This is a genomic window from Chitinophaga sp. ARDCPP14, from assembly GCF_051362515.1.
In the GTDB taxonomy this organism is placed as follows: domain Bacteria; phylum Bacteroidota; class Bacteroidia; order Chitinophagales; family Chitinophagaceae; genus Chitinophaga.
Map to the genome: position 1 here is coordinate 262,282 of NZ_JBKIXB010000007.1, position 26,938 is coordinate 289,219.

A 26,938-nucleotide genomic window follows, 5' to 3' on the forward strand; every position below is an offset into this window, starting at 1 on the left:
ATATATATGACAGTGCCGTAATTTTTTATACTATATAACGTTAAGATAACTACTACAACAAAAGGGGGATGACTGCACTATATTTGAAAATCAGCCTGCGTAAGGACTTGATAAGAAAAGACTGGTAATTTAAAGTGTCGGTATGACACTAAAATGTGACGGCAGGGGCCTCATCCTTTCCATCAGAAAGGATTGAAAGAACATGGGCAAAAACCGGAACAGGTTCTACAGCCCGGATACTACAAAGGATTTTCATAGGATAGGGAATCAATAAAAGATGAGTGCAAAGCACTCCAACGGACAGTAGATTGCCCGGGAGCGCCATGGTACAGCGTTCCCGGGATTTTTTTTCAGGTAAAAGTGAAGCGCGTGTAGTGTAAATACTACAGGGGTATTGAACTATAGTGACAGCAGCGTATATATTGTTTATCTACTTTTGCTTTGAAGATTTGTTCCGTTGAGTCATGTGAACACTTCTCAGTTTTTCAGGACGTACTAACGATACCCGTATCCTTTTTTTTGTGATCTTAACATTACATTTCCTATGGAGAGCTTTACCCAATTTCCGCAACATGCGGTCCTTACATTTTGTGCTGGCACAAATCCCGTTGATTATTAAACCTGTGATGCTACATGTGTCTGACCAGTTCCGCCTGAAAATGGCTGTCTGCCGGTCTTAACAAGCAACCATATCTGAATACGAGCATGCAAAGGTTCCCCACGGAATCTTTCCCGGTCTGCTATGTTTAACATAGTGGTCAGGGTCCCTCATTACCCAAAGTTTATTGCATTATGTCCCTCTTCAATGTTCCGAATCCCGATTCAAGATTTTTCAGCAAAGGCTGTAAGCGTTTGTTGCTGGCTCTGTTTGGCATGATGGTGACCGTTGCCGCAACGGCCAACACCTTCCCCGTCACTAATACCAATGACGCGGGGCCTGGTTCGTTCAGACAAGCCATCCTGGATGCAAACGCAGCGGGCGCAGGGCCGCACGATATCGTGTTCAATGTGCACGGGCAGATTACGCTGACCTCTTCCATGCCTACCATTACGGCAAAGAAGCTGACCATCGACGGGCAGAATAAGATCACGCTGTATTCCACCGGTACCAATTCCGTGATTAATCCCTTTGTGATTAATGCGGACAGTGTGACCATCCGGAACTTTACGATACAGAACAATGGGGACATTAATGTGGACATTTTTCCGAACAGGACGGGTGTTACGATCGACAATATACGGTCGTTCAGCACGGTGGGTAACTTCCTGAATGCATTTATGAGGGTGCAGGGGGCGTCTACCGGTCTGACGGTGAAGAATATTTATTCCACGGATGTAGAGCCTGCCGGTTCCTCGTCACTACCGCCACATGTTGGGCGGGCTTTTTATTTTACAAACGGCATGCAGACCAACCTGGTGATGGACAATATCCAACTCAGCACGGCAGGGAACGTGCGCGGTGGCGAAGGTCTTGTGTTCAGGGATGCATCGGTAAACGGCCTTACGATCACCAATAGTAATGTCAGCGGCTTTCAGAATGCGATTATATTCGATAATACTGCCGGCGCTGTGGAAACTGCGAATAATGTGATGTTCAGAAATGTGGCCATAGATAGTTTGTGGAGTGGGGTGTCGCTGGGAATTTATTGCGATTTTGTTACGACTAACTTTGAAATCAACCGGACCACAATAGATATGAATGTGATAGGGCAGGATGATGATGGGGACTATGCGGTTCGTTTCGACAATACTACCAACAACGTCACACTGGACACCCTCAATATAAATGAAAATGATATCCACAATGTCTGGTTCAATGGTGCTGCCACCAATATTACGATCAATAAGGCACTGATGGAGAATCGTGTCCCCGGGCTATACGGGACGAATAGTTTTATCAGGTTTGAAAGCACGGTAAACGGTTTTAATTTAACTAACTCCGTATTGAAGGGAGATAAACTCGCCAATACGGATGATGCAGATGTCGGCGTTTTATTTGTAGGAGCTGCTACGGGAGTAGCGATCAGCAACGTTACTTTTGATGGCTTCCAGGCGGATGGTATAACTGTAAGCGCGGCGGCCACCAATTTCCAGGTGACCAATTCAAAGTTCACCAATAACGTGGATGGTATTGAGTTTGCCGCGAATGCTGCAAGAAGTAATGTAGATATCGTTAACTCATCTTTCTATAACCAGGGCCGTTCAGGCATTGTGGTAAACGGCGCCAACGCATTAACAGATGTGGACCTGGCAGGTGATACGGTGGTAAACAGCGCCAACCATGGTATCTGGTTTTACGGCGGCGCAGGCGTAACGGATGCACAGGTAACCGGTTGCGTGATCCATGATAATGGTGGCGCGGGTATTAATAATGACGCCCCCAATAAGGTAATCATCTCTAATAACTCCATTTATAATAATACCGGTTTCGGCATCGCATTGCCTGCCGGTAACTGTACGTATACGGCTGCCACCGGCAAAACGCCGGTATTGGTATCCTCCACCGCACAGGGGAGCGGGCAGTATCAGCTGCAGCTCAACATACCTAATATAACGGCCGGCGCACAATACACGGTAGATATTTATGCCAATGATCCCGCTACGAGCAAAACGAGCGGGCAATATTATGTTACCACTTTAACGGGAATAGCCGCAGGTACATCTACTCAAACAATTACTTACAATACAGGACCCGGCGCCACCGGCCTCGGTTTCTGGACCGCCACGCTGCGTATACCCGCCAACAATTGCGGTACATCGGAGTTTGGCAACAGTATCCCTATGACCTTCCAGGGACCCGCTTGTGTAAACAGCGGGATTCTTGCATGGTACCGGGCCGACCAGGCCGTGAATGGTACCGGCTGGGGCGATATCTCCGGAAATGCCAATCACATGCTGGTAACAGGTGACCCGGACAATACCACAGGCATGGTGAACTTTAATCCTGCCATTTATTATGATGGTAATGATGCGCACCGCGTACCCGCTTCGGCAGGCGTAACCGGCGCATACACCATGATGGGGATGGGCCTCGTGGAAGGCTCACAAACCGGCCGTGTATTTACCAGCACCACCGGTAATAAATTATTCGGCTGGCACGCTACAATGGAAAACCGGTTGTTCGTGGAAGCCTGGTTGAGTACCGGTAACGCAGTCACCGCAAAAGGCAAGCTCTATTCCTTTGAAAGAGGGGCCACCGGCGCCTATGAATTTAAAGGCAACGGCGCCCTGGTGAAAAACGGCACTACTTCCGATGCCAGTGTATGGACGCTGGATGTGGGCGGCTCTGCTTATGGGGAATTCTCAAAAGTACTGATTCCGGAAGTGTTCATCTACAACCGTGATCTTACTGCTGCGGAAGTGCAGCGCATAGAATCATACATGGCGTTGAAATACGGCATCACGCTCAACGCAGGTGCAACAGATTATATTACCAGCGATGGCACGGTACAAATGTGGACTGCTGCTTCCAACACCGGTTACGGTACGCGCATCACGGGCATTGGCCGCGATGATTGCAGCATGCTGAATCAGAAACAATCGCTGAACCAGGATACAGGTATTGTAACCATTGCTTTGGGAAATGCATTGACCCTTTCCAATGCTGCTAATACCAACACTTTCACACAGGACAAATCATTCCTGGTGTTTGGTGATAACAACGGCACTACCAACTACTTTACTGCGGTAACCAGCACAAACGCAACACAGCGTATGGGCCGCGTTTGGAAAGTGCAGAAAACTGCCAGCTGGGGTAATAGTCAGCAGGTAACCCTGAAACTGGACGGCGGTACAGAAAATAATTACCTCCTCATCAGCACAGACGCTGCTTTCGGTACGGTTAGCAAAGAGCTGAAACTGAGCAGCACAGGAACCGTCACCCTTTCCAGCGCAGACCTGGCCAACGGGGCTTTCTTTACCTTTGGTCAGCAGCAACGGTCTCCCGGTGGAGTAGCCACTAACCTGCAAACATGGGTGAAAGCAGATGCCGGTGCAACGGTGGTTGATGGTAATATTATTAAATGGGCCGATCAGGCGGTGCAGAGAGAATGGCCTTTGGCGCTTGCCAATGCACCCGTTAGCTGGCAGAAGAATACCATTAACTATAACCCCGGTATCAATTTCCTGGCGAATAACTATTTCAGCGTACCGAAATTCACTGAAAGTTATACAGCAGGAGAAATATTTTCTGTACAACTGTCTAACCTGCCAGCTACTTCTACAGCCGCCACCTTCCCGTTTGAATTTGGTGGCGACCCCACCGCGGCGGCCGGCCAGCCAATTTACGTGTATAACGGAAGTCACTATACGCACTTTGGTACTAACACCCGTCCCGGCTACGCGTTAACAGGCATCAATATACAGAAGCCCCATTTATTAAATAACTGGAGTGCTCCCGGCAGCTGGTCGCTGAATTTTGATGGCAAAACAATAGGCAGCAGCACTACCTTCCCGGTTAACTTCTCAAGGGGAACTGCGTTGAATACTGCTATCGGTGCAGGGCATTTCTCCAATTTCAATGGCCGCATTTCTGAAGTGATCTTTTACAACAGGCAGCTGAGCGCTACCGAGCGCGCGCAGGTAAACAGTTACCTGGCCCTGAAATATGGACTCACTTTGAAAACTGCTGCCGGCGCCATAACCGATTACCTTGGCAGTAATGGTACTACCCGCATGTGGACCGCCTCTAAAAATACTGGTTACGGCGAACGTATCACCGGTATCGGCAGGGACGATAACGGTACTTTGTTGCAGAAGCAAAGCTTGTCGCAGCTCGACGGCGCCAATGTAACCATCGCCGCAGGCAGTGATCTGACCGCCTCTAATGCCGATAATGTTACTAATATCGCCAACGATCTTTCCTTCTTTACTTTCAGCGATAACGGTCAGGCAGCTACGTATACCCAGGCGGTGAACGGCCTTGGCAATATTACGGTGCGCATGGCGCGGATCTATAAAACAGATCGCACCAACTGGGCGAAGAGTCCTATCACGCTGTCGCTCACAGGCGGTAACAATAACAACTACCTGTTGGTGAGTAACGATGAAACTTTCGGAGCGGGAGATAAGGCATATGTGCTGGATGCAAATGGTGAGGTAACCATCGATAGTGATTTGTTACCTGACGGCGCTTATTTCACTTTTGCGAATGCGCAGGTTGCTCCGGCAGGTATAGCCGCCGGCCTGGAAGTATGGGCAAGAGCAGATAGCGGAATCGTGGGTGGCAATAATGTTACACAATGGAAAGAACTAGGCCCGTCCGGCCGTGTATGGCCTAAAGTAAATGGAAATGCGGCGACATGGAGTCCTGCATCTTTCAACTTTAATCCTGGCGTAGGGCTTGCCGGCGCTACCTATTTCTCCGTGCCGCAATTTGCAAATACCTTTACTGCAGGTGAAATATTCTCGGTGCAGACATCTAATCTCGATAATAATGTAGCCACAACACATTATCCTTTTGAGTTTGGTGGAACATATGCCAGCACGCAGGCTGTATATACATGGAGTAACAGTAATCACTATACTTATTTTGGTACTGCTACTGCACGTAGGAATTTTGCTTACCCTGCATCAGTGAATGTGCGCAATGCGCATATGCTGAATATATGGAGCGCCACTAATGACTGGGCCGCCGGTATGGACGGCAAAGTGCTGGTCACAGCCAATGTCAACGCCGTGAGTTTTGCTTCAGTGCCTGTCGCTGATTACATCGGAGCCGGTCATAATTCCGTTTTTAACGGGAATATTCCTGAAGTGATCATGTATTCCCGCAAACTAAGCGCTGTAGAACGCCAGCAGGTGCAATCTTATATGGCACTGCGCTACGGTCTTACCTTGGGAATAGATGCACCGATGGATTACCTCGCCAGCGACGGCGCCACTAAAATGTGGCAGGCTTCCGTTGGCAGCGGCTTCACTAAACATATTACGGGTATAGGTCGCGACGACAGGGGCATGCTCTATCAGAAACAATCTGTGAGTGCAGACACTGGTATCGTTACCATTGCAGTCGGCGCCACCATTGCAGCTTCTAATAAAGACAATGCAACGGCTATCACCAACGATCTTTCCTTCTTCACCTTTGGCGATAACGCCGCTGCTACCACTTACCTGACACCGGTTACCGGTATCAGCGGTGTTAACAACCGCATGGCCCGCATCTTCAAAGCACAGAAAAATAACTGGGCCGATCAGAATATCACTTTCGAATTGGCTGGCGGCAATGCACGCACCTACCTGCTCGTGAGTGCTGATAATACTTTTGGCGCAGGAGATGCTGCCTATGTATTAAATGCCGACGGCGCCGTTACCGTTAACAGCAACCTGTTGCCTGACGGTAGCTACTTCACCTTCGCCAGGATGATCACCGGGCCGAATGGTGTAACAGATGGTATTGATCTCTGGCTGCGTGCAGATGACGGCATGTCTGGTGGCAACAAGTGGAGTGACTATAGTAACTATGGCAATGATGCTTTGCAGGGTGTAGTGGGCAGTCAGCCTATTACAGATGCCAAAGCCCTCAACTTCAACTACGGCCTCACGTTCGATGGTACAGACGACTTTTTGGATGTTACTACTACGCGGATAAATCCGGCCACAGCCACCGTTTTTGCAGTTGCCAGCGGTTCGGCGGGAGATCTTTTCAGTAGTGGAGCAGTAGGCGCAACTCATGGAATGGAATTCAGGCTGGTGGCAGGAAACAAGCTACAGTACCTGGAGAACGCCGCAGCAGTTGTAGCAGTAACTGGTGTTAACACCATCCAGCTTAATAAGCCTCATATTTTCAGCGCCACCCAGATAAACAATACTGCGAACGGTGTACGTGTGTTTGAAAACTACACGCTGGATAACCAGGGTACCATCAACTTAACGCCACTCACTGCTAATCTTATTTCAATAGGTTCCCGTAGCATGGCTGCCAGAGCCCTTTACTGGAATGGCAATATAGGAGAAGTGATCACCTATAACCGCGTGTTATCAGATGTGGAGCGCCAGTCGGTAGAATCTTACCTGGGTATAAAATATGGTATTACAATAGGCAACGGCGCCACTGATTACCTGGCTACCGATGGTTCAAAATACTGGACCGCCGATCCTGTTTATAAATCACGCATTACCGGTATAGGAAGAGATGATGCCACTTCACTGAATACCAAACAGTCACTCAGCGTAGACACCGGTTTTGTAACGCTCTCCCTGGGTAATAATATTGCTATTACCAACGAACAGAATACTAACACCATCACCAACGATAAATCTTTCTTTGTATTTGGAGATAACGGACAATCTGCCAGCTCTTATGGCACTGTTGTAAACGGAACAACGGCTACCCGCCGTATGGCCCGCATATGGAAGGTGGATAAAACCAACTGGACAGATCAGCCTATCACCCTGAAAGCGGATGCAAACGGAACGAACGTGTTCCTCCTGATCAGCACTGATCCTACTTTTGCTACCATCAACCAGGAACTGCCGCTGAATGCAAGTAAAACCATTACGCTCAACTCCAGCCTGATGACCGATGGTATCTACTTTACCTTCGGCGCTGCGGTTAAATATCCGGGTGGTGTAAACAGCGGTAACCTTATTTGGCTGCGCGCGGATCTGGGCACTTCTGCTAACGCAGACAGTACGCAGATCAGCAGCTGGAACGACTATAGCCCTAACGGGAACGACCTGTCACAGGCAACGCCTGCCAATCAGCCATTGTATTTCAACAGTGCTGCTAACAACATGAACTTTAACCCGGTGGTAAGGTTTAATGGCGCTCCTCATTCCATGACAGGTAAATCGTTCCTGAAGACTGGCACCTATACTGCTGCTAACGCCTTTTTTGCAGTTAATCAGACAACTGCTCTTAATGCCATTGTTTTCACTGAGCCTGCCGGCACCGGTACGCAGTTTACGCTGCATGCCACCTGGGGCGATAATGTTGTTTATTGGGATGCTCCTTATGTTAATAACCGTCTTAGCTACAACGCCGGAAATGTTAACAACCAAGTAGTTCTCTGGACTGCTACCGATGATATCAGTCTTGCTACCGGCAAGCAGGCCATTTATAAGAATGGTTTAAATGTGGCCACCGGTAACAATGCCAGTACTTTTACCGGTAACAACAGCCCCTTCCAGCTGGGTTGGAATGCCGCTAACTCCTACAATGGCCGTATGGGCGACCTGATCGTTTATACCAATGCGCTCACACCGGTAGAGCAGCAGCGCGTGAATACCTACATGGCCATCAAGTACGGTATTTCATTGAATAATGGCAACTCCAATTACCTGGCTACCAATGGCAGCACCATATGGGATGCCACTGCAAACAGCGCTTATAAAAATTATATCACCGGTATCGGCCGCGACGATGCGGAGGATCTTAACCAGAAGCAATCCCGGAATACCGCAGACGGCATACAACTGGCCATCGGCTTAAACAGCCTGGCTGAAACGAATACGGGAAATGCCAATGCATTTGCGGCGGACAAATCCTATATGGTATGGGGTGACAACGCCGGCAGCAGCCTCTTTAAAACTCCGCTTACAGGCCACCCTGTGGCTAACTACCGCATGGCGAGGGTATGGAGAGTGCAGGAAACCGGTACTGTTGGAAGCGTACAGGTGGCAGTGCCATACGATGCGTTGCCCAATGCCGCACAAACTTATCTCATCATCAGTAATGATGCTACCTTCGACGGAACGGACCAATTTATCCCTGTTACCGCAACTACCCTCAACGGCGTGAAACAGTATGCCGCCAATGTGGACCTGACCAATGGACAGTACTTCACTTACGGTGCATCTATCAAAGCGCCGGGTGGCGTGGTAGGAACCAGCTTATGGCTGCGCGCTGATGCAGGTACTTCCAGCACTACAGACAATACGGCTATCAGCGGCTGGACAGATTACGCATCAGAACTGAACAACGCAACACAAGTAACTACACCGGCCAGTCAGCCGTTGTATTTGAACAACGCAACAAGCAATGCCAACTTTAACCCGGTAGTGAAATTTGATGGTACAGACTATATGGGTCTGGACATCACCAAACTGCCGATTGGCACAAGCGCCAGAACATTCTTCGGTACTGGTAGCTTAGCTACCACCGCTGGTGGCAATAAATTTATTCTCGCATATGGCGCCGGCGCAACCAATGTAGGTTCCGGTCTGGCAGTCGTAGGTGGAAACGGAACAGCAGATTTTGTAGGATGGGCAAACGACGTGGTAAGCCCTGCAGGTAACTGGCAGGCAGGCGCATTTAATGAAATGGTGGGTGTATGGGCTGGTAACGGCGGCAACGCCTCCCTTTACAGCAAAATGAAATTGCTGGGCGGACCGGTAGCTAAGGCTTGGAATACAGGCAACGTTGACGCCGGAATAGGTTCCTGGCCGTGGGACAAAGCCCAGGCATGGAATGGTACCGTAGGAGATGTGATCGTATATCCGGTTGCGTTAACCGCTACTGAACGTCAACGCGTATCCACTTACCTGGCTATCAAGTACGGCTATACGATAGATCAGACTGCTGCTACTGATTACCTGGCTACCGACGGCACCACTAAAGTATGGGATGCCACCGGCAACGCCACCTATAAAAATAATATTACCGGTATCGGCCGGGATGATGCAGAAGGGCTTGTACAGAAACAATCCCGGAACATTAACGCAGGCTTCCAGCCCATAGTGGGCCTGGGCGGCATTGCTACCGACAATCTTTCTAATAGCAATACTTTCACAACAGATAAATCATACCTGGTTTGGGGCGACGATGGCGCCAGCACTTCATTTACCACTGCCATCACCGGCAACCCTGCTGTGAGCACCCGCATGGCGAGGATATGGAAAGTGCAGGAAACCGGTACCGTTGGTTCGGTGGCGCTTTCGATTCCGAAAGATCAACTGCCGTTAAGCGCCAACAGGCCTTACCTGGTAATAAGCAGTGATGCTACTTTTGACGGGGCAGACCAGTTTATACAGCTGTCTGACGCCGATCTGAACGGCGTTCCAAGCTATTCAACCTCACTTGATCTCACCAATGGCCAATACTTCACTTTCGCCAGCTTCGTCACTTCACCAGGCGGCGTGCCGGGTGAAATGCTGTGGGTGAAAGCAGATAAGGATGTACAGGCGAACGGAAGCAACCAGGTGGAACAATGGCTCAACCAGAGCGGTCCTATGGTAACCGAATTGCGTGCTGCACTGCCTGCCCATACTGACCCTATTACTGCATCGGCAGATATCGTTCAAGTTCCAAACGGCATCAACTTCAATCCGGCGATCGACTTCAGTGGTGCAGTAGGTAAATCCCTTAAAGGAAATGCCGGCATTAACTGGAATACATCGGCCAACCTGTCTATCTTCTCTGTAAATAAACCTGAAGCCGCTATCACGGCTGGCTTGGCTGGTATTTTCTCTACCAACGGAAGCTGGGTTACAACAGGATTTACAGGAAGGGGACTTCTTCTGCAACTCGCAGGTACTTATGGACTTGACGGCGCAGGATGCATTGTCGCACAATCCACTCCTGCTTATGCCGGACCAATCATCGCCAGGGGTGTTTATGTAAGCGCTGCCAATGCGCTGAACGGAACTACCTGGCTGAACGGCAAACAGGGGATCCTTGGCACCAACTGTGCACCGGGAGCAGATGGTCCGTTCTTTGAACTGGGCGGCCGTACAGGAGATGACGCTTCATTTGACAACAGGATCTTCAACGGTAAGATCCCTGAAGTGATCGTATATAAATCCGCGCTCACGCCAACACAGGCACAGCAGGTAGAATCCTACCTCGGTGTCAAATACGGTGTTACACTCGACCAGTCTGCCGCACAGAATTACCTGGCCACCGATGGCTCCGTGATCTGGAACGCCACTGCAAACAGTACTTATAAAAACAACATCTTTGGTATTGGGCGCGACGACGCAGAAGCGCTTGTACAGAAACAATCCCGCAGCGTGCACACCGGCTCTATCCTCACTGCCGGTATCCGCTCCATCGCCGCTACCAATGCAGACAATACCAACACTTTCGCAGCAGATAAAAGCTATCTCCTGCTCGGCAGCAACAGTCAGGCCCTCACGGTGAGCGGCACCGACCTGCCGGTAGGCAGCTGTATCGCTGAACGCCTCACCCAGGAATGGAAAACGCAGTTTACTAATTATGATATCAACACCCAGCCACTCAGCCTGCAGTTCAATCTGAACGGCATCACGGTGGCGGGTACAGCAGCAGAGGATTTCACCATCATGATCGACCAGGACGGCGACGGTAACTTCGCTACCGGTACAGTGACTGAAATCCCTGCCACCAGCTTCAACGGCGGTATTGTGAGCTTCGAAAATGTAAACGCTCTTACAAATGGCGTAGTGTTCACACTCATTACCAGTCATCCTGAACGCACCGCCAACCTGGTGCCGGATGCTACGGTAAGAACAGTAGCAGCTACCTGTATTGATAACGGTACACTTTATTTCATTGATCCTTCCGATCCTAACAAATACATTGCTTCCATTGCCCTGAACGGCAACACCATGGACGTTACCAAACTGTCTGCTGTGGTGGATGTGAACAGGGATATGAACGCAGCACTGGGCAAAAACAGCGGTACCGATTATGGTACACAGTTAATGCGCAGACTGGTACATATTAATTACACCGGTGCCAACCTGACACAGAACGGCGGTATTACACTCCGTCTCTTCTGGAATCCTGCGGAAAGAACCAATGCAGAAAATATGCTCTCTGGTACCCGCGGTGTAACAGGCACGCAACGGTGGACATGGTTCAAACACACCGGTGATTTTACCGCCACTCTCGCCGACCTGGCTCCTCAGGGATTGGCTAATATTACAGAGATCACCCCGTCCGGTACAGGTCAGCAGGATGGCGTGGAATACGTTGAATTCAGCGGTATTCAGAACTTCTCCACCTTTGGCGCTTTAACGGCTGTCAAAGAAGTGCTGACCATCACCAAAGGCCAGGACGGTACAGAAGGTACACAAAACGGTTCCTTTAATATCATCCTGCCTACATCCGTAACAGCTACGGAAGATATCACCGTGAATTATACCGTAACAGGTACCGCTGTTAACGGCACCGACTACACGTCGCTGACCGGCACCGTTACCTTCCCTGCGGGAAGTAACAGCGTAGCCTTGCCGGTAACAGTTACCGACGATAACATACTTGAAATAACAGAAGGGGTGACCGTTACGCTGAACAACGCCATTGGTGCTACCAGCGGCAGCGCTTATAATATCGCCAGCACACAGGCAGCAGCTTCTCTGAACATTGCCGATAACGACAGTAATGATCCTGCTAAAACCGTTGTAGGTGTAACCTGGGATAGTGATGCGAAAGAGCCGTCTACCAACGGCGCCTTTAATGTGAACCTGCCGGCTGGTGTTACCGCATCAGAAGATATTACCGTAAACTATAGCACGGGTGGTACTGCCACACCGGGCGCAGATTATGGTGTGCTGAGCGGATCAGTCATCATCCCTGCCGGCCAGAATGGAGCAGCAGTGCCGGTGATCGTAACCGACGACCAGCTCGTGGAAACCGCAGAAACAGTATTGTTAACGGTGACCGGCGGTACCTCCACCAACTTTACACTTACGCCAAATACAGCTGCCAGCAATGCTACCGTGAATGTAATAGACGATGAGAACACACCGGCCAACCTGGTACTGAGTATAACCAAAACTGCCGACGCGTCAGAACCTGCCGGTAATGGCAGCTTCACCATCAGTTTGCCAACAGGTATCCTGCCTACGCAGGACATCACCGTCAGCTATAACATAGGTGGTACAGCCACAGGTGGGTCTGATTATACCGCGCTTACAGGTACGGTTACCATCCCTGCCGGTCAGTCCAGTGTAACCCTGCCCGTTAGTGTAACGGACGACCAGGTAATTGAAAACACAGAAAACGTGCTTGTAACGCTCACGGGCGGTACCAGCACCGGCTTTACTTATACCGTAAGCACTACCAATGGCAGCGCTTCCGTTGATATCACTGATAATGATAACACCACTGTTAACCGTGTACTGAGCATCACTAAGAAAACGGATGCAGCAGAACCGGCTACCAACGGTGAATTCACCATCAGTTTGCCGGCTAATGTCACCGCATCTGAAGATATCACCATAGCCTATATACCTACCGGTACTGCCGCCAGTGGCACAGATTACACCGCCCTGGGAACAACTGTTCTGCTGCCTGCAGGACAAAATAGTGTCTCCTTACCGCTCACCGTTGCTGATGACCAGATTATTGAAAACACTGAAACTGTTATTGCAACGGTGACCGGCGGTACCAGCACCAGCTTTACATTTACAGCCAGCAGCACCAGCGGCAGCGCTACGGCAAACATCACAGATGATGACAATACCACCGCTAACCGCGTTTTAAGTGTCAGCAATGCAGGTGGTGATGCTTCCGAGCCAGCTACCAACGGCGCATTTAAAATCAGCCTGCCGGCCAATATTCTTTCTTCAGAACCTATTACGGTAACTTATACAACAAGTGGTACAGCTACCAGCGGTACTGATTATACAGCGCTTACCAATACGGTGGTAATACCCGCCGGACAGAACAGCGTGACAGTACCGGTTGTTGTTACAAACGATCCATTACTGGAAAGCACAGAAACGGTTATACTCACCCTGACCAGTGGAGCATCTACCAGCTTTGCATTCACGGCCAGCACTACCGATGGTAATGCTACCGTAAATATTCTGGATGATGATAACACACCGGGCAACCGCATACTGCGCATCACTAAAACCACCGATGGAGCAGAACCTGCTACCAACGCAGTGTTCAACATCAACCTGCCTGCGGGCGTTCTTCCTTCAGAAGACATTACTGTAAGTTATAGCATAGGAGGTACCGCCACCAGTGGTGCGGACTACCCGGCATTAAGCGGTACAGTAACCATTCCGGCAGGACAGAACGGTGTTGCGCTTCCGGTAAATGTGATCAACGACCAGGAAATTGAAAGTACAGAAACAGTAATAGCAACGCTCACGGGTGGAACCTCTGCCAACTTTACTTACACCGTTAGCGCCACAAATGGTAATGCTTCTGCAAATATTACCGATGATGATAACACGGCTATCAACCGTGTGCTGAGCATCAGCAATAGTGGTAACGCAGCAGAACCCGGTACTGCCGGTAGCTTCACGGTAAGCCTGCCTGCGGGAATCACTTCATCTCAACCAATTACAGTAGCTTATTCCCGGGCAGGAACGGCCGTTTCTGCCACCGATTATAACGCTATTGGTACGGTAACAATACCAGCTGGCCAGAATAGTGTAGCCGTACCGGTTACGGTTATCAATGATAATATCATTGAACCAACTGAAACAGTAATCATGACTGTCAACAGTGGAACAGGTGGCAGCTTCAGCTTTACGGCATCAGCAACAGCTAAAACTGCTACCGTAAATATTGCGGATGATGACGATACCCCGGCTAATCTCGTGGTAAGGGTACAGGCAGTTCGTGATGGAGCCGAGGGAGGGAACAGTATAAGATTCAATTTCGGCCTGGCTCCAGGTGTTAGCTGTTCTGAAGCAGTAACCATAAAATATACGATAGGGGGTACCGCAATATTAGGTACCGACTATAATGGGCTGTCTGCGGGACATTTCACCGGAACAGCTGTTATTTCCCCCGGAGGTGGCACTGCCACAGCGGGTACCATCGTGGACGATCAGATCATAGAGGGCACGGAAACAGTGGTGCTTACCATCACCAGCGCCTCTTCCGCCAGCTTTACCTTTACGCCCGATCCGGTTGAAGGTAGCGCTACGGCAAATATCATTGATAACGACGATACGCCGGCTAACCGTGAGCTCAGCATCACCAAAACCGGCGATGCAGCCGAACCGGCAACAAACAACACTTTCAAAATTAGTCTGCCAACAGGCGTAACAATCGCCCAGCCTGTTACCGTGAATTACACAGTGAGTGGAACCGCAACTGCAGGTACTGATTACGCTAACCTTAACGGTACGGCTACCATTCCTGCCGGTGCAAATAGTGTTACGCTGCCGGTGAATGTGATCGATGACAACCTCATTGAAAACAACGAAACCGTAGTGGTAACCATCACCGGTGGAACCGCGGGCAGTCTTACTTTCACTGCCAGTCCAACGGCTGGTGCGGAAACCATGAGCATTGCAGATAACGATAACACCACCACCAACCGGGTACTCAGTATCGTGAAACTGGCAGACCTCGAAGAACCTGCTGTTAACGGCGGCTTCAAGGTTAGCCTGCCTTCCACTATACTTTCATCTGAACCTGTAACAGTTAACTATACCGTTACCGGCACCGGCACCAACGGTACAGACTATGCCACATTAAGTGGCAGCGTTATCCTGCCGGCAGGTCAGAACAGCGTGGTGATTCCTGCAAACGTAACAGACGACCAGATTATAGAAGGTACAGAAACGCTGATTGCTACCATTACAAACGGCGCCAGCACCAGCTTTGCCTTCACAGCCAGCACTACCAACGGCAGTGCAACCGCTAACATCCTGGACGACGATAACATCGCGGCAAACCAGGTATTGAGCGTGGTGAACGGCGGCGATGCGTCAGAACCAGGCACCAATGGCTCCTTCACCATCAGCCTGCCTGCTACTTATACTTCAGCATTGCCAATTACGGTAAACTATACAGTAGCGGGTACCGCCGGAAGCGGTGTGGATTACACCGCGCTGACAGGCACGGTAACCCTGCCTGCCGGACAAAACAGCGTGTCTGTACCGGTAAGTGTGATCAACGACCAGCTCGTGGAAAACACGGAAACGGTAATACTGACCCTCACCGGCGGCGCCAGCACTGGCTTTACGTATACCGTTAGCACAACAAACAGTGATGCTACTGTAAATATTACAGATGATGAAAACGCACCGGCTAACCGTGTGCTGAGTGTTACCAACACCGGCAACGCGTCCGAACCAGGCACTAATGGAGAGTTCACTATTAGCCTGCCTGCCGGCATATTGCCGTCAGAAGACATCGACGTCACCTACACTATTGGCGGTACAGCCACAGGTGGCACCGATTATGCCGCGCTTACAGGCACTGCTACCATCCTCGCTGGCCAGAATAGTGTAACCGTTCCCGTAGTTGTTACTAATGACCAGATCATAGAAGGTACAGAAACAGTGATCCTTACTGTTAGCGGCGGTAGCAGCAGCGGCTTTACATATACCGCCAGTACTACCAATGGTAATGCTACCGTGAACGTGGCAGACGATGATAACACCGCTGCCAACCAGGTGCTCGCTGTTACCAAAACGGCGGATGCGGCAGAACCATCTACCAATGGCAGCTTCAAAGTAGCCCTGCCCACAGGTATCACCGCGGCCCGCGACATCCAGGTAACTTATACCATCGGCGCCGGTACCGCTACTCCTGGTACAGATTACCAGGCTATTACCGGTACCATTACCATACCTGCGGGTCAGAATAGTGTATCCGTTCCCGTGAATGTAATAGACAATACCGTGATTGAGCCGGATGAAACCGTGATCCTGAATATCACCGGAGGTACCGATACACAGTTTACTTATACCATTGCAAGTGGCGGCGGCACAGCTACTGTAACGATCACCGATAACGATCATGCAGCCAACAGCAACATTGTGCTGCTCACCAAAGTATCCGACGCCCTGGAAGGCGGTACGAATGGTCAGTACAGGATTTCCCTGCCACCGGGCGTTACCAGCTCTGAAGATGTGGTAGTGACCTTTGCTACCCCTATGGGAGGAACAGCCGGTAATACAATTGACTATAATTTGCTGGGACTGTCCGCCGGTAATATTGTGATACCGGCAGGCGCCAACGAAGTGTTCATAGATGTAGACGCCGGTAACGACGGTGTCATTGAGGGACCTGAAACAGTGGTGCTGACCCTTACCAGCGCAGCCTCCAGCAGTTATCCGTTTACGATAGACCCTGCAGGTAACGGCGCGGTAGTAAATATTATAGATGCCAATGCGGCCAGCAGCACACCGGTGCAGGTAATTACCGGCACCAATGCCGCAGAACCAGCCACCAACGGTAGCTTCACCGTGAAGCTGGCAGGTGTGGCCACTTCTGCATGGCCTGTTACAGTAGGATATACGGTATCAGGTACAGCGGTATCCGGTGTGGACTACCAGGCACTGGGCACAGTTGTGATCCCCGCCAATACCAATAGCGTAACGGTTAACCTCAATGTATTGGACGACCAGATCATTGAGCCTGTCGAAACAATGACGTTCACGCTCTTGTCGGGTAGCGCTACAGACGGTGGTGGTAACGCCTTTATCTTCCCGCCTGATCCGGCCAACGATGACATTACTGTGAACATCGCAGATGACGATGCCATTGCTGCCAACCAGGTACTGAAGGTGGTAAAAACCACTGATGCCGCAGAACCGGGTACCAATGGCGCCTATACGGTAAGCCTGCCTGCCGGTTATACTTCCGCAGCCAATATCACGCTGAACTATAACATCGCCGGTACCGCAACCCGTAATACCGACTATACAGTTAGTACCATTACCCTGCCGGCTTATACCAACAGCATCACTATACCGCTGAGAGTAATAGATGACAAGATCATTGAAAATACAGAAACAGCTATACTGAACCTTACAGGTGGTACAGATGGCAACTCATTCACATACTCTGCAGATGCAACCAGCAACAATGCAACGGTGAATATTGCAGATGATGATAATACCAACACGAATAAAGTACTGCTGGTAACCAACAGCGCTGATGGTGCAGAGCCGGCAACAGACGGAGAATTCACTATCAGTCTGCCTGCAAGCTATACTTCATCAGAAGACATCACCGTAAGCTATACCATAGCCGGTACGGCCACTGCGGGCAGCGATTATGCAGCCCTGTCCGGCACCGTGCAGATACCTGCTGGTCAGAACAGCGTGAAGATACCTGTAGATGTAACCGATGACCAGATCATAGAAGGTACAGAAACTGTAGCCCTTACGCTTACGGGTGGTGTGAGCACCAGCTTTAACTTTACGCCTGCAAGCGGCAACAGTACAGCTACCGTGAACATCGCTGATAACGACAACACCACGGCTAACCAGGTGATCAGCATTACGAAAACAACAGATGCTGCGGAACCGGCTACCAATGGCGCATTCACGATCAGCCTGCCTGGCAGTGTAACCTCCGCGCAACCGGTTACTGTAAACTATACGATTGCAGGTACCGCTGTGAACGGAACAGATTACACTACACTCTCCGGCTCCATTGTATTACCTGCCGGTCAGAATAGTGTGCCTTTACCGCTGACTGTTAAAGATGATAAGATTATAGAAGGAACTGAAACCGTAATAGCTACGGTTACAGGTGGCGCTTCACCGGCCTTTGTGTTCACTGCCAGCACTACCAGTGGTAATGCTACTGCAAATATCACAGACGATGATGGTGTGGCCGCCAACCTGGTACTGAGTGTAGCTAAAACAACAGATGCGGCTGAACCGGGTACTAACGGCTCGTTCCGTATCAGCCTGCCCGCAACTTATACCGCATCAGCGCCTGTTGTTGTAAATTATAACATCACAGGTACTGCCACTGCCGGTGGTGACTATACCGCCCTGAGTGGTACAGCAACCATACCAGCCGGACAAAACGGTGTATCCGTGCCCGTGAATGTAACAGACGACCAGGTTATTGAGAATACAGAAACGGTGATCATGACCCTTAGCGGTGGTACCTCCGGCAGCTTCACTTATACTGCCAGCACTACCAATGGTGATGCTACCCTGAACATTGCTGACGACGACAACACACCGGACAACCTGGTGCTGAGCGTGATCAGAACTTCAGATGCCGCAGAACCTTCTGCGAATGGTGAATTCAGAATTAGCCTGCCAACAGGTGTTACCGTTGCCGAAAATGTGACAGTGAACTATACCCTCACTGGTACGGCAGCGAATGGCACGGATTATACGAACCTTGGCGGCACAGTAGTGATCCCGGCTAACCAGAACAGTGTGGTGGTACCGCTGGTGGTAACCGATGACCAGATCATTGAAAGCACTGAAACTGCGATCATGACACTGAATAACGGCGCCAGCACAAACTTCAACTTCACGGCCAGCACTACCAGCGGTAATGCTTCCATGAATATTGACGACAACGACAATACGCCGACCGGTCTTGTACTGAACATCGTTAAAAACACAGACGGAGCAGAACCATCCACTAATGCGGCATTCACAATTAGTCTGCCTGCCGGATATACCGCTTCTGAGGACATTACGGTTAACTATACCGTAGCCGGTACTGCTACCAGCGGCGATGACTATGTGTCTCTCGGCACTTCTATTGTACTGCCTGCGGGTCAGAACAGTATCAGCCTGCCGGTAACCGTAACAGATGATAAGATCATAGAGAACACAGAAACGGTGGTGGTAACATTAACAGGTGGTAACAGCACCAACTTCAACCTGGTGGCAAGTGGCAGCAACGGCAGCGCTAGCGCAGACATTACAGACGACGAGGCCAGCACCCCGGCTAACCTGGTACTCGGTATCAGCAAAACTACGGATGCAGCTGAACCGGCCACCAACGGCGACTTCAGCATAAACCTGCCTACAGGTATCACCGCAGCGGAAGACATTACCGTGAATTACACCGTCGCAGGTACAGCTACCACCGGCGCTGATTACACTACCTTAAGCGGTACAGTAGTGATCCCGGCAGGTCAGAATGGTGTGTCTTTACCGGTAACTGTAGCAGACGATAAGATCATTGAGAACACAGAAACTGTGATAACAACCCTCGCAGGTGGGGCATCTGCCAGCTTTACCTTCACCGGTACCGGTAGCGCTACTGTGAATATTGCAGATGACGATAACGCACCGGCTAACCTGGTACTGGCGGTTGCCAAAACAGGAGACGCAGCTGAACCAGGTACCAGCGGTACCTTCAGTATCAGTTTGCCAGCAGGTTATACCGCGGCGGAAGATATCACTGTTACTTATACAACAGCAGGTACCGCAATCAGCGGCACAGACTATACCGCACTTTCTGGTACAGCAGTGATTCCTGCGGGACAAAACAGTGTGGCCGTTTCAGTGCCTGTAATAGACGATCAGCTGATTGAAAACACGGAAACCGTGATCATGACGCTTACCGGCGGTACTTCCACCAGTTTCACACTCACAGCCAGCACCACCAATGGTAACGCCACTGTGAATATTACAGACAACGACAACACGGCGGGCAATCGCGTACTGAGTGTGGTAAAAACAACCGACGCCGCAGAACCAGCTACCAATGGCGTGTTTACCATCAGCCTGCCGCTCGGTGTGGCAGCAGATGAAGACATTACCGTGAACTATACCACCAGTGGTACTGCAACCAGCGCAACAGATTATACAGCGCTGAGTGGCTCAGTAATTATTCCTGCCGGTCAGAATAGCGTAACGGTAACAGTGCCGATAATCGACGAAAAGGTGATTGAAACTACCGAAACCGTGATCCTCACGCTTACAGACGGTGCAAGCACCAGCTTCGCCTTCACTGCCAGCACTACCAGTGGTAATGCTACCGTGAATATTGCAGATGATGATAATATCCCGGCTAACCTGGTGATCGAAGTAACCAACCCTGTAAACGGTGCAGAACCAGCTACCAATGGCAGCTTTACAGTTGGATTGCCAACAGGATACACCGCATCTGAAGATATCACTGTGAGCTACACCATAGGCGGTACCGCTACAGGTGGCGCCGATTACGCTACCCTGGGTGGAACCGTGGTAATCCCTGCCGGTCAGAACAGCGTGCCGGTAACAGTAAATGTAACCGACGACAAGATCATAGAAAATACAGAAACAGTAATATTAACGGCTACGGGGGCTACTTCTACCAGCTTTACTCTCGTGGCAAGCAGCACCAGCGGAAATGCTACCGTGAATATCACAGATGACGATAACACGCCGGCTAACCTGGTACTGGGCGTAAGTAATGCAGGCGATGCAACTGAACCGTCTACAAACGGCAGCTTTAAGATCGGCTTGCCTGGCGGAGTAACCTCGGCCGAAGATATTACGGTGAATTATACCATCAGCGGTACAGCTACCAGCGGCACCGACTACAATACCCTTAGCGGTACCGTAGTAATCCCTGCCGGACAGGATAGTGTAAGCGTACCAGTGAGTGTGATCAATGACCTCATCATTGAAAACAATGAAACTGTGATCCTCACGCTTACAGGTGGTACAAGCACCAGCTTCACCTTCACTGCCAGCACTACCAATGGTAATGCTACGGTAAATATTAATGATGACGATAATACCGCTGCAAACCGCGTGCTGGCGGTAGCCAGAACCGCAGACGGCGCTGAACCAGGCACCAACGGTAACTTTAATGTAAGTCTGCCTGCCGGTATAACAGCCGCAGAAGACATCACCGTGAACTATGCCATTACAGGCACCGCGACGAATGGTACCGATTACGCAAACCTCACTGGTTCAGTAGTAATACCTGCCGGTCAGAATAGTGTAGCCGTACCAGTAACAGTCACCGACGATCAGATCATTGAAGGCACCGAAACGGTGATCATGACCCTGACCAACGGAGCGTCTGCCAGCTTTGCCTTCACGGCCAGCACTACCAGCGGCAATGCAACCGTAAACATTGCGGACGACGATAACACTGCTATTAACCGCGTACTGGTGGTAACCAACACAGGTGATGCTGCAGAACCAGGTACAAACGGCAGCTTTAATATCAGTTTGCCTGCAGGAATAACTTCGACTGAAGATATTGCCGTTGGCTATACCATCGCAGGTAGCGCTACTGCCGGTTCAGATTATACTGCCATCACCGGGGTGATCAACATCCCTGCCGGTCAGAACAGTGTAGCCGTACCAGTTACCGTAACAGATGACCAGGTGATTGAGCCTGTTGAAACCGTGCTGTTGACGCTCACCGGCGGAACATCTACCAACTTTACATTCACCGCAGGCGGCGCCACCGGCAATGCTACTGTGAACATTGCCGATAATGATAACACACCGGCTAACCGGACACTCACCGTGGTAAAAACTGCTGACGCATCAGAACCGTCTACAGCCGGCACATTCACGATCAGCCTGCCAACCGGTATTACTGCATCTGAAAATGTGACCGTAAATTATACCATCGGCGGTACCGCTACCGCAGGTACGGATTACAGCACGCTGAGCACTTCAGTAGTGATCCCTGCCGGTCAGAACAGCGTTACTGTGCAGGTACCGGTGATCGACGACAAGCTGATAGAAAATACAGAAACCGTGCTGATGACACTGAACGGCGGTTCTTCTGCCAGCTTTGCTTTCACCGGCACAGCCAGCGCCACTGTGAACATACTGGATGACGATAACACCGCGGCTAACCGTGTGATCCAGGTAACTGCTACTAAAAATGCTGCGGAACCAGGTACAGATGGCGAATTTACCATCGGCCTGCCTTCAGGCATTACTTCATCAGAAGCCATTACGGTAACCTATACTATCAATGGTACCGCCACCAGCGGATCAGATTATACCGCCCTCACCGGCACCGCGGTAATCCCTGCTGGTCAGAATAACGTTACCATACCGGTACCGGTGATCAATGACCTGATCCTGGAAAATACCGAGACGGTAGCAATGACCATCACAGGTGGTGCATCTACCAGCTTCACCTTCACCGGAGGCGGCGCCGCAACCGTGAACATCATAGATGATGAGAACACCGCAGCTAACCGTACACTCCGCATTGTGAAAACAGCTGATGGTGCAGAACCATCTACCAACGGCAGCTTCACGATCAGTCTCCCGGCGGGCATTATTACCTCCGAAGCCATTAATGTAAACTATACCATCGGCGGCACCGCCACCACCGGTACAGATTATGCGGCCATCACAGGAACCATCATCATCCCTGCCGGTCAGAATAGCGTGAGCGTACCGGTAACCGTGATCGACGACAAGCTGATTGAGAACACTGAAACCGTGATCATGACACTGAACGGCGGCACTTCTTCCAGCTTCACGTTCACCGGTACAGGTAATGCTACTGTGAATATTACGGACGATGAAAACACAGCGGGTAACCGTGTGCTGACAGTCACCAAAGTAACAGATGCAGCTGAACCAGCTACCAACGGCGGATTTAACATCAGCCTGCCTGCCGGCATCGCTTCATCTGAAGCTATCACCGTTAACTACACGATTAGTGGTACCGCTACCAGTGGTGCAGATTATAACGCCATCACCGGAACGATCACCATCCCTGCCGGTCAGAACAGCGTAAATGTACCGGTTACTGTAATGAACGACCAGGTAATAGAGAATACAGAAACGGTGATCCTGACATTGAACGGTGGTAACGCTGCCAGCTTTGTATTCACTGGTACAGGTAATGCTACCGTGAATATTACAGATGACGAGAACATACCGGCTAACCTGGTGCTCACCGCAACAAAAGCAACAGACGGCTCAGAACCAGCTACCAACGGCGGCTTTAACATCAGCCTGCCAGCCGGTATCACTTCTTCTGAAGATATCACCGTTAACTATACGATCAGCGGCACGGCTACCAGCGGTACAGATTATACCGCTATCACAGGAACCATCACCATCCCTGCAGGTCAGAACAGCGTGAGCGTACCGGTAACAGTAATAGATGATCAGCTGATAGAAAATACAGAAACCGTGATCATGACACTGAACGGCGGAACATCTGCCAGCTTCACCTTCACCGGCACCGGCAACGCCACCGTGAACATCACCGACGATGAAAGTGATCCGGCCAATAAAGTGCTGAGCGTAGTGAAAACTACCGACGCAGCAGAACCGGGCACTAATGGAGCGTTTACCATCAGCCTGCCTTCAGGTGTTGCTTCTTCTGAAGATGTTACTGTGAACTACACCATCACCGGTACTGCTGCCAGTGGTACAGATTATACCGCCCTCACCGGCACCGTAATTATCCCGGCAGGTCAGAACAGCGTGAGTGTACCGGTAACAGTACTGGATGATCAGTTGATTGAAAACACGGAAACCGTGATCATGACACTGAACGGCGGAACATCCACCAGCTTCACCTTCACCGGTACAGGTAATGCTACCGTGAATATTACAGATGATGAAAACATACCTGCAAACCTGGTACTGAACGTTGTGAAAACAACAGACGCAGCTGAGCCAGGCACTAACGGTGCGTTTGCGATCAGCCTGCCATCAGGCATCGCTTCTTCCGAAGATATCACCGTGAATTATACGATAAGTGGTACGGCTACCAGTGGGGCAGATTATACCGCCATCACCGGAACGATCACCATCCCGGCCGGCCAGAATAGTGTAGCCGTTCCCGTAACCGTGGCAGACGACCAGATCATAGAAGTAACTGAAACTGTGATCATGACGCTCAATGGCGGAACTTCCACCAGCTTCACCTTCACTGGTAACGGTAATGCTACTGTAAACATCACCGACGATGAAAGCAGCACACCAGCCAGCATGGCGCTGACCATCACCAAAGATACAGATGGCGCAGAACCAGCTACTAATGGCGGCTTTAAGGTGAGCCTGCCAGCAGGTATCACTTCATCTGAAGACATCACGGTGAATTATACCGTAACAGGTACTGCCACCGCCGGCGCAGATTATACCGCCCTCACCGGCACCGTGATCATCCCGGCAGGTCAGAACAGTGTAGCCGTTCCCGTGGTTGTTGCAGATGACCAGATCATAGAAGTAACAGAAACAGTAATAGCCACCCTCAACGGCGGTACTTCTGCTAACTTCACCTTCACCGGAAATGGTAACGCTACCGTAAATATCACCGATAATGAAAGCAGCACACCAGCCAGCCTGGCGCTGACTGTCGCTAAAGGTGCAGACGGTGCAGAACCTGCCACTAACGGCCACTTTGTTATCAGTCTCCCTGCTGGTATTACTTCATCAGAAGCTATCACAGTGAACTATACCATAGCCGGTACCGCTACGCCGAATGCAGATTACACCACCCTTACAGGTACGGTAGTGATCCCTGCCGGTCAGAACAGCGTGAATGTACCGGTAACCGTATCAGACGACCAGATCATAGAAGGTACAGAAACGGTGATCCTGACACTGAACGGTGGCACATCTGCCAACTTTACCCTCACAGGTACCGGTAGTGCTACCGTAAATATTACCGATGATGAAAGCAACCTGGTACTGAACGTCACCAAAAATGCAGATGGCGCAGAACCAGCTACCAACGGCGGCTTCACCATTGGTTTACCAGCCGGTGTTACCGCAGCTGTGGATATCACTGCCACTTACACCATTGCAGGTACGGCTAAAGGCGGCGCCGACTACACCACCCTCACCGGTACAGTAGTCATCCCGGCAGGTCAGAACAGCGTTGCCATACCGGTAACCGTAACCGACGACCAGCTGATTGAAGGAAATGAAACAGTGATCATCACAGTAGCCGGAGGCACCGCCAATGGCCTTGTGTTCTCACCGGGTACCAATAACACCGTTACCGTAAACATAGCAGATGATGATAACACGGGCCTGGACCTGGTTGTAAATGCTACCACACCAAATGCGGCAGAACCAGCTACACCAGGAGCGTTCACGATCAGCCTGGCAAGTGGCAAATTACCTGTGGAAGACATTACCGTTACCTACACAGTAACTGGTAGTGGCACAGCAGGCGCCGACTACACCGCCCTCACCGGCACCGCAGTAATTCCTGCAGGCCAGAGCAGCGTGATAGTACCGGTAAATGTAACAGACGACGATCTGATAGAACCAGCAGAAACAGTGGTGTTCACCATCACAGGTGGTAAGTCGGCCAGCATTAACTACACTGTAGGTACCAGCAGTACTGCCACTGTAAACATTGCAGACGACGATCACACTAACCTGAACCTGCTCGTTACCGCCAGCAAACCGGATGCTACTGAACCGAATGTCAACGGGGCGTTCACGATCAGCCTGGCCAGCGGCAAGCGCACAGCCGAACCGATCACTATACAATACATGATAGGTGGTACCGCTACACCGGATGCTGACTACACCGCCATTACCGGAACAATCACCATCCCGGCCGGCGCCAGCAGTGTAACCATACCGGTGAGTGTACTGGACGACAGTGAAGTAGAAACACCGGAAACAGTGGTGTTCATGCTCACCGGCGGACAATCAGCCAGCTACACCTTCACAAAAGGTGCTCCGGGCGACGCTACGGTTACGATCACCGACACCGATAAACTGGCGGGCGACCTGGTGGTTACCAAAGAAATCGTGACACCGGCAGTTGGTCCTTACCGCATGGGTCAGAACCTGACCTACCGCATCACTGTAAGGAATGCAGGTAATATCCCGGTAACCGCCGTGAAAGCAGAAGACCGCTTACCGGTACAACTGGATGTGCCTAGTCATACTTCCGCAGAAAGAGGAGAGGTAGTAGTAACGCCAGCCACTAAGCTGATAGAATGGAACATCGGCGACCTGGCAGTGGGAGCTTCCGTACAAATGACGCTGACAGCCCGCGTAATAGAAGGCGGACAGCTGATCAACGAAGCAACTGCTTACAGTACAAACATGCCGGACGCCGACAGTGCCAATAACGTAGGGGTATCTGCAGTAGGAATAGAAGGTTCAGACTTATCCTTCCCGAATGTGATCACGCCAAACGGCGATGGTAAGAACGAAAGGTTCATCATCGGCGGGCTGGAGAAATATCCGGGTTCATCGCTGTACATCTTCAACCGCTGGGGCGGACAGGTGTACCAGTCGAAGGATTACCGTAACGACTGGAACGGTGCTAACCTGAACGAAAGCACCTACTACTATATATTGGAAGTGAAGAAGGAGAGTGGAATCAAAAAGTATAAAGGCTGGATAACAATACTGCGGTAAAAGACAAAAA

1 protein-coding gene is annotated in these 26,938 nt (G+C 50.5%); it reads left to right on the forward strand.

Features of this window, described 5'->3' with window-relative positions:
- Nucleotides 1-792: 792 nt before the first annotated feature.
- The gene (locus ACLHR0_RS20615; protein ID WP_436489126.1) at nt 793-26,928 is read left to right on the forward strand and encodes a Calx-beta domain-containing protein; all 26,136 of its coding nucleotides are present in this window, start codon (nt 793-795) and stop codon (nt 26,926-26,928) included.
- The last annotated feature ends 10 nt before the right edge of the window (nt 26,929-26,938 follow it).